Below are 12,801 nucleotides of genomic sequence, written 5' to 3'. Positions count from 1 at the left end.
CGCGAAAAAATATTGAAACAATTATCATTGGTTGCATTAGAGATTTATAAATAAACCATTCCCATAGTGCCATCCTGAGCGGTTCTTCAGAGGCTGGGAGAGTGCGTCATGTTCACGGTTCTGGAATGCGTTGCCATACAGCACGACCACGCGGTCGTGCTTCTCGCGGCTGTTATCTGCCTTCTTGGCATGTTTGCTTTTTTTCATCTTTTATTGCGCGCGGAAGAAAGTCCGGCTGGCCGTAAACCCTACTGGGTGCTGATTGCGGCCTTTGCCGGGGGACTGAGCGTCTGGGCGACGCATTTCGTCGCCATGCTGGCCTACAAGGGTGCGGTCCCGATCGGTTATGATTTCGCCTTCACGGCTCTTTCTGCGGTTCTGGCCGTTTTCGGTTTCTGGTTTGCGCTCATTACACGCTCGCGGGCCGCTCACAGCCCGGTGATCGTCGGCACGCTCATCACCTTGTCGGTTGCCGTCATGCATTTCGTCGGAATGGCCGGAATGGATGTCGCCGCCACGATCAGCTACCGGTGGAGCGCGGTGGTGGGTGGTTTTGCGGTCGCCTGGGTGTCGTTTCTTCTGGCGTTTTTCCTTTTCCGTCGCCTCGGCTCCTGGCAGCGCATCGCCGCGCCGGCCGGATCGGCGATCTTCGCGATCTGCGCACTGCATTTCACGGCCATGTCGGCCACGGTGCTTTCGCCGGATCCATCCGTATCCGGGCCTGATCCCGACAATGTCGCCCGGCTGATCATGATCTGCGCCATTTCCGGCGTCACCTTCCTGATCCTGTCCACCACTGCCGCTGCTGCTCTTGTGGATCGTTACCTTGTCGATCTCAAGGGGCTTGTGGATGCGACGCTCGATGGTCTCGCCGTCGTGCGCGATGGGCGGATTGTGGAGCTTAACACCCGCTTTGCCGGCCTTCTGGGTCGGGAGGAAGCGTCGCTGCTCGGACAAAATCCCGACGATCTTTTCAAGGCCATCGACGGACAGCCCGCCTATCTGCCGCGCCACGCACCTGTGGAGGCGGTTCGCGAGCGCGCCGGCCAGGCGCAAATATTCGAGCTTAGTGTGCGCACGATCGAATTCCGCGGCCATCCTTGCGAGGTGATGGCCATTCGCGACCTGACGGAAAAGCGCGAAGCGCAGCGGGAAATCGAATATCTCGCCCGCCACGACGTCCTGACAGGCCTTTCCAACCGCACCATGTTCCAGACCCGTCTTCACCAGCAGATCGAACTCTGCGACGAGGAGGACCAATTCGCGCTTCTGGCGCTCGATCTCGACCGCTTCAAGGCGGTCAACGACATATTCGGCCATGCCGAAGGGGACCGTGTTTTGAAAAAGGTCGCCGCTATTCTCGATGAATGTGCAAGGGCAGGCGATGTGGTCGCCCGCCTCGGCGGCGATGAATTCGTCATTCTGACCGCACGGCAAACCAGGGCGGAAGAGGCCCGTTTGCTGGCAGAGACGATCCTTGGCATGTTCGCGCTGAAGATGAATGTCGCCAACGATCCGACTTCCGTTGGCGTCAGCATCGGCATCGCCGTCTTTCCGCGGGACGGGAAGGACCACGAAAGCATCATGCATGCCGCCGATCTGGCGCTTTACCGCGCCAAGATGGGCGGGCGCGGCATATTGGCCTTCTATGACCCCCTGATGGACCAGGAAGCGCGCGAACGCCGCCAGCTCGAGACGGATTTGCGGCTCGCTATTAATCGCAACGAACTGCTGCTGAATTATCAGCCGGTCCTTTCGGTCGAATGCGGCCAGGTGGTCGGTTACGAGGCGCTGGTGCGCTGGCAGCACCCAACGCGCGGCGTCGTGCCGCCGGATGTCTTCATTCCGATTGCCGAGGAGAGCGGCATCATCATCTCGCTCGGCGAATGGGTGCTGCGCGAGGCCTGCCGCCAGGCAAGCACTTGGGCGCCACATCTGAAGATCGCGGTGAATGTCTCGCCGTTGCAATTCTCGTTGGCCAATCTCGGCCATGTCGTCTGCACCGCACTGATGCAGACCGGGCTTTCGCCGAACCGGCTGGAGCTGGAAATCACCGAAGCCGCGCTTTTGAAAGACCGCAAGGCGACGCTGATCATCCTCAACCAGTTGAAGGCGCTCGGCGTTGCCATCGTCATGGACGATTTCGGTACCGGTTACTCCTCGCTTAGCAACCTGCAGAGCTTCCCCTTCGACAAGATCAAGATCGACCGAAGCTTCATCGCCGCCATGAGCGACGATGACAATGCCCGCGCCATCGTGCGCGCGGTAATCGGGCTTGGCCGCAGCCTCGATCTGCCGGTGACGGCAGAGGGGATTGAAACGGATGCGCAATACCGCATGGTGGTCGATGAGGGTTGCGCGCAAGCGCAGGGCTATCTTTTCGGAAAACCGGATGTCGCGCCCGCGCCGGCGGCAAACCCTGCCAGACGGAAGAGACACCCCGTTTGATAAAACATGCGACGGCACAATGGTGCCGCCGCCCTCCTTTCCCGTGCCCGATGGAACGAGAACCAAGGCAGATCGTTAGGTTAGCGTGTGGCGCGTCCATGCCGCTGTCAGCCCGACCGGGCGGTATGCCTGCCTGTCAGCGAACGCGCCACGGATGGATAAACCTATCTATGGGAGAGACCGCGATGACAGACCGCCTCGAGCCGCAAGACCCGCGCAGCCAGTATCCGCGCCCGCCGTTTTCCACCCCGACCCAGGAAATGCCTGGTCTGGTGACGAATATGACGCCTTTCCCGGACCATGGTGAGAAGACCTATCGCGGCGCCGGCAAGCTTGCTGGGCGCAAGGCGCTGATCACCGGAGGCGATTCAGGCATCGGCCGCGCGGTCGCTATCGCCTTTGCGCGGGAGGGCGCGGATGTGGCGATCTCCTACCTGCCGGAAGAAGAAGCCGACGCCGAGGAAGTTGTGGCGCTGATTGAGGCGGAAGGTCGAACAGCCGTGGCGCTGCCCGGCGATATTACCGATGAGGCGTGGTGCCGTGAACTGGTTGAGAAAGCAGCAGGCGATCTCGACGGACTGGATATTCTGGTCATCAATGCCGCAAGACAGCAGTATCGTGACGACATAGAGGAATTGTCGACAGCCGACTTCGACCAAACCATGAAGACCAATCTTTATGCGCTTCACTGGATTGCCCAGGCGGCTGTTCCCTATCTCAAGCCGGGGTCGTCGGTGATCACGACCGCCTCGATCCAGGCATATGAGCCCTCCGCAATCCTGCTGGATTACGCAACCACCAAAGCCGGTATCGTCGCCTACACAAAAGCGCTGGCCAAACAGCTCATCGAAAAAGGTGTGCGCGCCAATTCCGTTGCTCCCGGTCCGTTCTGGACGGTGCTTCAGCCAAGCGGCGGCCAGCCGGACGAGAAGGTGAAGAATTTCGGCAAGGACAGCGATTTCGGCCGTCCGGGACAACCGGTGGAACTGGCGCCCGTTTATGTGCTGCTGGCGTCGCAGGATGCGAGCTTCATCAATGGCGAGGTTTATGGTGTGACTGGCGGCAGGGGCATTGCCTGAGGCGATGCCCGCCATGCCGGACGAGCCCATCAGAAAGGAATTTGAAGAGCTTGGATGTCCGCGACCGGCTGATACTGGCGCTTTATGCACAGTTGAAAGCCGAGCGGCAAACCCGCGAGGCGATGGAATGGGTCATCCGCAATGGCGGGCTGTCGCCGGAGGTGCTTGAAGCCATGGCGTCCGACCCGGTGCCGGTTCTGGCAGAGGCGGACGTGCCCGCCATCGAGCGCATTCTGGCCAACGAGGGACGACGAGCATGAACCGGAGAGCGAGCTGGAGAGGCAAGCTGACCTTCGCCGATTTCAACTGCGAAGTTGGTCTTTATTCCGCACTGACCTCGGCGGAGAAAATCTCCTTCAATATCGTCAACCGCAAGACCGGCCACCGCGTCGAGCGGCAATATGTCGATAGCGATACCGGCGAGGCGGTTCTTCGCGAAGATCAGGTCAAGGGATACGAACTCGACAATGGCGACCATATCGTCATCGAGGGAGACGAGATCGCAAAGCTGATGCCGGAAAGCGACAAGGTTATCCGCATCAGTCACTTTCTGCCCTGTGACGAGATCGACAAGCTTTATTTCGACAAGTCTTATTATCTCGCGCCAAGCGATGAGGGTGGTGAAGAGGCGTTGACGCTTCTGGCGAAAGCCATGAACGACGAGAATGTCGCAGCTCTCGGCGAAGCGGTGCTTTTCCGCCGCAACCGTGTCCTGCTGATCCGTCCGAGCGGTAAGGCTCTCGTCGCGACGACGCTGAATTTCAGCTACGAGGTCCGTTCGCAGACATCCGTCTTCAAGTCGATCCCTGACATCGAGTTCGATGAAGAAATGCTCGAGCTCGCCGGGCACATCATCGAAAAGCGCGCAGGCACCTTCGATCCCGCCGACTATAGCGACCGTTACAACGATGCGCTGGCAGAACTTGTGAAAGCCAAGATCGAGGGCCGGGAAATCGAGAAACAGCCGCCACGCAAGGAAGACAATATCATCGATCTCAAGGAGGCCCTGCGTCGCAGCGCCGGGGCCGAAAAGGACAGCAAGAAAAGAGCGACGGCAAAAGGCCGCAAGGCGCCGCGGAAAGCGAGCTGATCTATGGGATTGCAGACCTACAACGCCAAGCGCAGTTTCGACAAGACACCGGAGCCCAAAGGCACGAAGGCCGAAAAGCAAGGGTCGAGCTTCGTTATCCAGAAGCACGATGCCCGCCGACTGCACTATGATTTTCGGCTGGAAATGGACGGCGTGCTGAAAAGCTGGGCGGTGACGCGCGGCCCTAGCCTCGATCCCGAGGACAAGCGTCTTGCCGTGCATGTGGAAGACCATCCGCTCAGCTATGGCGATTTCGAAGGCGTCATCCCGAAAGGACAATATGGCGGTGGCGCGGTGATCGTCTGGGATCGCGGTACCTGGCAGCCGGCCGGGGACGCTCGGAAGGGTTATCGCAAAGGCCATCTGGAGTTCGAACTGGACGGCGAAAAGCTGAGAGGCCGCTGGCATCTGGTGCGAATGCACGGAAAGCCCGGCGAAAAGCGGGAGAACTGGCTGCTGATCAAGGGCGATGACGAGGAGGCGAGGCATGAGGGTGGCGGGGATATTCTCGAAGAACGGCCGGAATCCGTAAAAACCGGGCGCAGTGTCGAGGAAGTCGCAGCCAAACCGAAGGATACCTGGAACTCCAAGCCCGTATCGAAAAAGACCGTCGCTTCTGCCGCCGGCAGGAAACAGGCGCATGCTCTGCCCAAAGGCGCGCGCAAACTGGCTATGCCATCTTTCGTGCCTCCGGCGCTCGCCACCCTCAAGCCTAAACCGCCGAGCGGAGATCGCTGGCTGCATGAAATCAAATTCGACGGTTACCGTCTGCAGGCGCGTGTCGATCAGGGCAAGCTTCAGCTGCTGACCCGCAGCGGGCTCGACTGGACGGAAAAATTCGGTGATGCCGTAGCATCCGCGCTGACGGCGCTACCGGCAGAAACGGCGTTGATCGATGGCGAAATCGTCGTTGAAGGCGATAACGGCGCATCAGATTTCTCCGCCTTGCAGAAGGATCTGAGCGAAGGGCGCAGTGACCGCTTCGTATTCTATGCCTTCGACCTTCTTTATCTCGATGGCAGCGATCTGCGCGCTGCGGCATTGAGCGAGCGAAAGGCACTGCTGGAAAAGCTGTTGCCGGCAGGCGATCCCCATCTCCGCTACAGTCAGCATTTCGAAGAAAGTGGCGCGCTTGTCCTAGACCATGCCTGCCGGCTGAGCCTCGAAGGCGTCATTTCCAAGGTCAGGAACAGCAAATATGTTTCCGGCCGCATGGGCGAATGGGTAAAATCTAAATGCTCGATGCGACAGGAATTCGTCATCGGCGGTTATACCGTCTCCTCGACATCGGACCAAGCCATCGGTTCGCTTGCAATCGGCGTTTATGAAAAAGGCAAGCTGCGCCATGTCGGCCGTGTCGGGACGGGTTACACGGGCGACGTGGCGGAAATGCTGCTTGGCCGGCTGAAGCCGCTGGAACGCAAGGACAGCCCCTTCGGTGACAAGCTCACCGCGCTTGCCCGCCGCAATCTCCATTTCGTGGAGCCGGAACTGGTGGCGGAAGTGGAGTTCCGCGCATGGTCGGGAGATGGCAATCTTCGTCACGCCTCCTTCCGGGGTCTACGGGAAGACAAGCCGGCTGGGGAGATCGAACGCGAGGAGAAGGCCGTGTCGAATAGCAAGGCGCCGCAGTCGAAGATCAAGTTCACTCACCCCGACCGGCTCTACTGGCCGGACGATGGTGTGACGAAGGAGGGACTGGCCGACTATTATGCGCAGGTCTGGCGGCACATGGCGCCCTTCGTGGTCAACCGGCCGCTCGCGCTGCTGCGTTGCCCGGAGGGCATAGAGGGCCAGCGTTTTTTCCAGAAACACGCCTGGCGCGGCATCAACAAGGCAATCGAGCAAATCAAGGATCCGAAGGACCGGGGCGGCGAACCGCTGATCCGCATCACCGATTTCGATGGCCTGATAGCGCTTGTGCAGTCCGCCGCGCTTGAAATCCACCCCTGGGGGGCAAACACCGCCAACTGGGAAAAGCCTGATATGATCACCATGGATATCGACCCTGGCGAGGATGTGGCCTGGGACGCGGTGATCGAGGCGGCGCACGAACTGAAGCGACGTTTCGAAGAGGCGGGGCTTGCTGCTTTCGTTAAGACGTCCGGCGGCAAGGGGTTGCATGTCGTCGCACCGTTAAAGCCGCAGGCGGGCTGGGCGCCGGTCAAGGCCTTCGCGAAAGCCATGGCGGCGGATATGTCGAAGGCCGAACCGGAGAAATATCTTTCCGTCGCCACCAAGGCGAAACGGCAGGGCCGTATCTTCATCGATTATCTGCGCAATGGCCGGGGCAATACGGCGGTTGCGGCCTATTCGACGCGCGCCCGGCCAGGGGCGGCCATTTCAGCGCCGCTCGAATGGTCGGAGCTGACGGCCGAGATCGGTCCTGCCCATTTCACCGTCAACAATATCGCCGCGCGCCTTTCCGCGCTGAAAAGAGACCCTTGGGACGGCTTTTTTGCTGCTGCCGAGCCGCTTCCGAAAAAGGCCGGCTGAAGGCATGGAGCCTCAGCTTCTCTTTTCGGAAGCAAGGCTTTTCTTAAGGGCATCCATGATGTTGATGACATTGCCGCCGCTGCGTGCCTTCGTGCCGGTTTTCTTTTTCGAGGAGGAGGCCTCCTCGCCCTTGGACTTCAGCAGGGACTTGATCTTTTTCTGAATGGGGTCCTGCACCAAAGCCGGCTTCCAACCCGTTACCTGTTTGCCGATGCGTTTTTCCATGGCGTCCAGCAGCGGCCGGTCGATTTTCATCTTCGGCTCCAAGGCGTCGATGCTTTCGCGCACTTCCTCACCGTAATGCAGTGTCCAGAGAATGATGCCCTTGCCTGAAGGTTCGAGGAGCACAGCCCTTTCGCGGCGATAGATCACCAGACGCGCAATGCCGAAAACATCGTTCACCTTCATGGCTTCGCGGATGACGCTGAAGGCTTCGGTGCCGATCTTGTCTTCCGGGCGCAGGAAATGCGGACGGTCGTACCAGATCCAGTCGATCGATCCTTTCGGCACGAAAGTCTTGATATCGATGGTGCGGGTGCTTTCCAGCGCCACCGCATCGATTTCGTCATCCTCCAGCAGAACGTAATCGTCCTCGGAGCGTGGAAAACCTTTCACCTGGTTTTTGGCGGCGACCGGTCGGTGGGTGATGCTGTCGACATACCGGCTTTCGACCCGGTTGCCGGTTTTGCGATTGAGTATGTGGAAACTGTATTTGTTGCCTTCCGTCGTCGCGGGCGTCAGCGAGACGGAGGCCGTCACCAGCGACAGCTTCAAATAACCCTTCCAAAAAACCTGCCGTGCCATGTCCGCGATCCACGTTGATCTCCCGGAACAACAGCCAAGGGCGGCGTTTGTTCCGGGAGAAGCGGCCCGTAGCGGCAGTAATGCAGCTATCAGAACAGCGAGGTCAGCCCGTAAACCGCAGCGGAGATCAGCGCAGCCGCCGGCATGGTCACGATCCACGCGATGACGATATTGCCGGCAAGGCCCCAGCGCACCGCCGAGACACGGCGGGCCGCGCCGACGCCGACGATGGCGCCGGTGATCGTGTGGGTGGTGGAGACCGGAATGCCGAGCCATGTCGCACCGAACAGCGTCAGCGCGCCGCCGGTTTCGGCGCAGAAACCCTGCATTGGGTTCAGCCGGGTGATTTTCGATCCCATCGTATGAACGATGCGCCAGCCGCCGAACAGCGTGCCAAGCGCCATGGCTGACTGGCAGGAAATCACCACCCAGAAGGGCACGTAGAAGCTTTCGCCGAGATGGCCCTGGCTGAAGAGCAGCACGGCAATGATGCCCATGGTCTTCTGCGCGTCGTTGCCGCCGTGTCCCAGCGAATAAAGCGATGCGGAGATGAACTGCATGACGCGGAAGGTGCGATCCACGGCAAAGGGCGTCTGCCGCACGAACAGCCAGGAGACAGTCAGCACCAGAAGCAAGGCGAGGAAGAATCCGATGGCCGGCGACATGAAAATGGCCCCCACGGTCTTCAGCAGGCCCGACCAGACGATGGAATTGAAACCCACCTTGGCAAATCCCGCACCGACGAGCCCGCCGATCAGCGCATGCGACGAGCTGGAGGGAATGCCGAAAATCCAGGTGACGATGTTCCAGACAATGGCGCCGATCAGCGCCGCGAAGATCACCTGCGGCGACACGATGGCTGGATCGATGATGCCGGTGCCGAGCGTTTCGGCCACATGCAGGCCAAAAAACAGGAAGGCGATAAAGTTGAAGAAGGCCGCCCAGGCGACCGCATATTGCGGGCGCAGTACGCGGGTGGAAACGATGGTGGCGATGGAATTGGCGGCGTCGTGCAGGCCGTTCAGGAAATCGAAGAACAGCGCAATGGCGATGAGGCCGACAAGCAGCGGCAGGGCAAGTGCGACATCCATCAGACGTTCTCGATCACGATGCCGCTGATCTCGTTGGCCACATCCTCGAAGCGGTCGACGACCTTTTCGAGTTCGCCGTAGATCTCGCTGCCGATCATATAGGCCATGGCGTCGCCGCTGGCGCCATGGCGGCGGAAGAGGTCCTTGAGACCTAGATCGTGAAGTTCGTCGGAGCGGCCTTCAACGCGGGTCACCTCTTCGGCGATGGATGACAGGCGATGCGCATTCGTGCCGACCTTGTTGAGAAGCGGAATGGCTTCTGCGATGAGGCCGGCTGCGCGCACGATCTCATGACCCATTTCCTTCATCAGCGGATCGAATTCCGTTTGCTCGAAAAGACGGATGGTCTTGACGGTCTTGTGCATCATGTCGATGGCGTCATCCATCGACTGAATGAGATCCTTGATGTCGCCACGATCGAATGGCGTGATGAAGCTGCGTCTGACCGCAAGCAGCACATCGCGGGTGATGTCATCCGCCTGGTGTTCCAGCGCGACGATGAGGTCGCAGTTTTTCTCGACGTCGACGCCGCTCAAAAGTTGGTCAAGGGCCTCGGCCGCTTTGATAACGGTTTCGGAATGTTTGCTGAACATCTCGAAGAAACGGTCCTCGCGCGGCATCAGCTTGCGAAAAATACTCATCATGCGAATTGGCCCTCAATGGCGCTATATTAGTTGTGGGGGGTGATTGTCATAAAACTGTCATAAATGTACGCGGGGCATTGATGCAACCCGGAAAATCAGCACTATCAACGGATATGAAACCCACCAAGAAAAGCCGGAAAACCCGCCCGGCTCGTGCACTGACATTGCTACAGCAGCTTGCTGCGGTTCCGGAAAAGCTCTTCACCGGCGCTTTCCGGCAGCAATATGCCGCGCTCTGCTTCCGTTATGCCGGCAATGGCGAGGAGGTCGAAATCCTCCTTGTCACGTCCCGTACCAGCGGGCGCTGGATCATTCCGCGCGGCTGGCCGATGAAACGAAAGAAGCCGCACGAGGCGGCGGCAATCGAGGCGTGGGAGGAGGCGGGCGTGCGCGGCCGGGTGAAAAAGAATGCGGTCGGCCGCTATACCTATCTCAAGATGCTCGATAATGGCGATGTCGTTCCCTGCATGGTCGATGTGTTCCAGATAGAGGTGACGGAAGCGGAAACCAGTTTCAAGGAACGCGGTGAACGCCTGCTGGAATGGGTGCGCCCGGACGAGGCGGCAAGGCGCGTTCGCGATATCGAGCTGAAATCACTGCTGGTCGATTTTCGCCCGAAGGGCAAAAAGAAACGTCAGAGCGGCGTAAAGCTCTAGGTGCCGGCCCATTACGGCATGTAGGAGGAATCGACATTCATCGCATCCAGATCATGATGGCGGCGAGACACCCGAGGCCAACATGGAAGCCTATCGGGAGGCGGCGAAATTGGTTCTGCGAGAGACCAGCATTTTGATCCGCTACGCAGTTACGACAGTTAAATTGGGCAGGCGGGGGGAGACATATCACGAGGACGCTGGGGAAGTCTTGGGGCAAAAATCGGCCGTTGTCGTCCTGATCGAGAAAGGAGCCAGGCTTGTGCCTGAGATCGCAATCAGCTTGGATCGCGTTATTGACGTCGGACCCATCAAGCCGAGCCACCTGATTTCGGCCGCAAAAAATGTATGGCAGATCGATATCGCGAGCGAGGCGGCCAGCCGACTCTGCCAACATACTTCGAGCCTGTTGTTCCGCGCGTTGCGAAAAGGACGTCTGATCGAAGTTGTCTTGGAAAAGCTTGTTGATGCATCGAAGGCTCCTGCGACCTTGGCTTGGGAGCCTTTGGTGGAGGAGCTCGAAGGGTACGGCGAGGCGCGTGACTGGGCAGAGAATCTAATCGTTGATCTCGCTGACTGGAAGACTGGCAAGATTGCTTGGCGTGACGTGGACGCAGGGCTTCTTCTCAGCGGTCCTCCCGGTACCGGCAAGACGCTCTTCGCATCAGCGCTCGCGCGTTCCTGCGGGGCGACGTTTATCGGCACATCGAGCGCGCAATGGCAATCAAAGGGACATCTCGGCGACATGCTGGGCGCAATGCGGAAGAGTTTACGCGATGCAGCCGCCGCAGCTCCGTCGGTGCTCCTCATTGATGAATTCGACAGCATCGGCGACAGGCGGACATTCAGAGGAGACAACGCAAATTATAGTCTTCAGGTGGTGAACGCCTTGCTTGAACTGCTCGATGGATCCGCAGGCGGGGAAGGGGTGATCGTCATCGCTGCATCGAATTTCCCGAACAATATCGATCCGGCATTGCGTCGACCTGGCCGCCTTGACCGCCACATCGCGATCGAGCTGCCCGATCAAGCGGCTCGCGAGCAGATGCTTGCGATGCATCTGGGCACCGCCAGCGCTCCGGAGGACCTCACCAAAGCTGCTCTGGCAACAGGTGGGTATTCCGGCGCAGACATTGCGCAGGTCGCCAAGGATGCTCGTCGGTTGGCCCGTCGTCAGGGCAGGGAAGTCCGAATGTCGGATGTGCTCGCAATCGTGCCAGCAATCGCAAGCATTGGCGACGATGAACTTTGGTCAGTATCTGTCCATGAAGCCGGTCACGCGATCGTCGGTGCCGTTCTATCGGTTGCGGAGATCGAGATGATTGTCGTAGCGAGGGAGGCTAGCCATCGAGATGCCAGTATCGGGCACGTGCAATGGCGGCGGAGTTACACACCAAATCGAAGCCGCCAGTCCTATCTGGACGAGATTGCGATGCTGCTGGGCGGAATGGCGGCCGAAGAGGTCATCCTCGGCGATATTTTCGATGGCTCCGGCGGCGTCGCTGGATCCGATCTTCAGCGAGCTTCGGATATCGCTACGGTTATGCTCGCAAGTCTGGGGCTGGAATCACTCCAATACTGTGATGTCTCGAGTTCCAGGGAACTGGAAGAACTGCGGCGTGATGATCCTGTTCTGCGACGGCGGGTCGAGCGGCTGCTGGAGGCGGAGCTGTTGAGAGCGACGACAATCATCCAAGCCCGGAGGCCGGAAGTGGAAGAGATTGCACGAGCTATCGCAAATCGCGGCGTAGTCTGGGGATGCGAAGTGATTGATATCGTTTCCAAGCCAAGGGGCGATGGGGTAGAGTGATGTTCGTTGGCATGTAAAATTGCCAGGCAACATAGAGCAGTGCCGCTTCATTCCGGGGCATATCCTTTTACCCCGAAATAGGTCGGCATTCTGTATGCGTGAATCGAGATACTAGAGTATCCGTTTTGATCAAGCGGATTTTGGCGTCCATTTTCGATTTTTCCGCAGCAGCGCGTTTGCCAGCACGATGAGCTTTCGCATGATTGCGGTGATGGCGACCTTGGGTGGTTTGCCGGCTTTGATGAGGACGTCATACTTCGTCTTGAGATCGTGGTTGAAGCGGCTTGCGACGAGGGCCGGCATGTAGAGTGCCTGCCGGACGATGGCCCTTCCTCCGGCGATGAAGGCGCGTCCGGTCCATCGTCCGGACTGGCGGCTCATCGGTGCAAGACCGGAGAGTGCGGCTGCGGCCTTTTCATTGAGGTCACCAAGCTCGGGCATCTCGATGAGAAATGTAAAGGCTGTGATCTGCGACACACCGGGGATCGAAACGAGGATGTCGAACCTGGCCTTCAGGGATGCATCCTCTCCAATCAAGGCCATGATGGCTTCGTCTACTGCCTTGATCTGGCGCTCGATCTGCCTGAGCCTGTCTGCGTTCTGTTGTAAGCGGCAAGGAGATCCCATCTGGCGGGTCTGATGCTGAGTAAGGTATTTCGGGCATACGAGTTCTTTGGATGTGAGGA

11 protein-coding genes are annotated in these 12,801 nt (G+C 59.1%); 7 read left to right on the top strand and 4 right to left on the bottom strand.

Annotated features, from left to right (window positions below; genetic code table 11):
- Positions 1-108: 108 nt before the first annotated feature.
- From BS627_RS11915 to ligD, 5 genes are all read left to right on the top strand, one after another.
- Positions 109-2,448, top strand: a complete 2,340-nt coding sequence (locus BS627_RS11915; protein ID WP_077983447.1) for a bifunctional diguanylate cyclase/phosphodiesterase — start codon at positions 109-111, stop codon at positions 2,446-2,448.
- A 185-nt stretch (positions 2,449-2,633) separates the two neighbouring features.
- Positions 2,634-3,527: an SDR family oxidoreductase gene (locus BS627_RS11910; protein ID WP_077983492.1), complete on the top strand. Its 894-nt coding sequence runs from the start codon at positions 2,634-2,636 to the stop codon at positions 3,525-3,527.
- The gene (locus BS627_RS11905) at positions 3,524-3,787 is read left to right on the top strand and encodes a hypothetical protein (protein ID WP_077983446.1); all 264 of its coding nucleotides are present in this window, start codon (positions 3,524-3,526) and stop codon (positions 3,785-3,787) included. The genes BS627_RS11910 and BS627_RS11905 overlap by 4 nt, the downstream gene beginning before the upstream one ends.
- Complete coding sequence (ku, locus tag BS627_RS11900) at positions 3,784-4,617, top strand: non-homologous end joining protein Ku (protein ID WP_077983445.1); 834 nt, start codon at positions 3,784-3,786, stop codon at positions 4,615-4,617. The genes BS627_RS11905 and ku (BS627_RS11900) overlap by 4 nt, the downstream gene beginning before the upstream one ends.
- Positions 4,618-4,620: 3 nt before the next feature.
- Entirely contained in the window at positions 4,621-7,113 is a 2,493-nt protein-coding gene (ligD, locus tag BS627_RS11895; protein WP_077983444.1) for a DNA ligase D, read from the top strand.
- A gap of 12 nt (positions 7,114-7,125) precedes the next feature.
- On the opposite strand, the gene ku (BS627_RS11890) is transcribed toward ligD, so the two are convergent.
- From ku (BS627_RS11890) to BS627_RS11880, 3 genes are all read right to left on the bottom strand, one after another.
- On the bottom strand, positions 7,126-7,917 hold the full coding sequence (gene ku, locus BS627_RS11890; RefSeq protein ID WP_077983443.1) for a non-homologous end joining protein Ku: 792 nt from the start codon (positions 7,915-7,917) through the stop codon (positions 7,126-7,128).
- Between the two features lie 89 nt (positions 7,918-8,006).
- On the bottom strand, positions 8,007-9,008 hold the full coding sequence (locus BS627_RS11885) for an inorganic phosphate transporter (protein ID WP_077983442.1): 1,002 nt from the start codon (positions 9,006-9,008) through the stop codon (positions 8,007-8,009).
- Positions 9,008-9,652, bottom strand: coding sequence for a DUF47 domain-containing protein (locus BS627_RS11880; RefSeq protein WP_077983441.1), 645 nt, complete (start codon positions 9,650-9,652; stop codon positions 9,008-9,010). Before BS627_RS11880 ends, BS627_RS11885 begins: the two co-directional genes overlap by 1 nt.
- Before the next feature lie 113 nt (positions 9,653-9,765).
- Here BS627_RS11880 and BS627_RS11875 point away from each other — a divergent pair, with 113 nt between their 5' ends.
- Positions 9,766-10,308, top strand: coding sequence for an NUDIX hydrolase (locus BS627_RS11875; protein WP_077983440.1), 543 nt, complete (start codon positions 9,766-9,768; stop codon positions 10,306-10,308).
- A gap of 82 nt (positions 10,309-10,390) precedes the next feature.
- On the top strand, positions 10,391-12,115 hold the full coding sequence (locus BS627_RS11870) for an AAA family ATPase (protein ID WP_245307100.1): 1,725 nt from the start codon (positions 10,391-10,393) through the stop codon (positions 12,113-12,115).
- Between the two features lie 129 nt (positions 12,116-12,244).
- Here BS627_RS11870 and BS627_RS11865 read toward each other — a convergent pair.
- A partial coding sequence (locus BS627_RS11865) for a transposase (RefSeq protein WP_245307098.1) occupies positions 12,245-12,801 on the bottom strand: 557 nt, incomplete at its 5' end.

This window comes from Agrobacterium salinitolerans (assembly GCF_002008225.1).
Taxonomy (GTDB): domain Bacteria; phylum Pseudomonadota; class Alphaproteobacteria; order Rhizobiales; family Rhizobiaceae; genus Agrobacterium; species Agrobacterium salinitolerans.
Note: the sequence above shows the minus strand (reverse complement) of the source record. Positions and strands in the feature narration are given on the sequence as shown.

Coding starts and splice junctions, on each gene's coding strand:
- BS627_RS11915 (WP_077983447.1), top strand. CDS start 109: ATGTTCACGGTTCTGGAATGCGTTGCCATACAGCACGACCACGCGGTC.
- BS627_RS11910 (WP_077983492.1), top strand. CDS start 2,634: ATGACAGACCGCCTCGAGCCGCAAGACCCGCGCAGCCAGTATCCGCGC.
- ku (WP_077983445.1), top strand. CDS start 3,784: ATGAACCGGAGAGCGAGCTGGAGAGGCAAGCTGACCTTCGCCGATTTC.
- ligD (WP_077983444.1), top strand. CDS start 4,621: ATGGGATTGCAGACCTACAACGCCAAGCGCAGTTTCGACAAGACACCG.
- ku (WP_077983443.1), bottom strand. CDS start 7,917: ATGGCACGGCAGGTTTTTTGGAAGGGTTATTTGAAGCTGTCGCTGGTG.
- BS627_RS11885 (WP_077983442.1), bottom strand. CDS start 9,008: ATGGATGTCGCACTTGCCCTGCCGCTGCTTGTCGGCCTCATCGCCATT.
- BS627_RS11880 (WP_077983441.1), bottom strand. CDS start 9,652: ATGATGAGTATTTTTCGCAAGCTGATGCCGCGCGAGGACCGTTTCTTC.
- BS627_RS11875 (WP_077983440.1), top strand. CDS start 9,766: ATGAAACCCACCAAGAAAAGCCGGAAAACCCGCCCGGCTCGTGCACTG.
- BS627_RS11870 (WP_245307100.1), top strand. CDS start 10,391: ATGGAAGCCTATCGGGAGGCGGCGAAATTGGTTCTGCGAGAGACCAGC.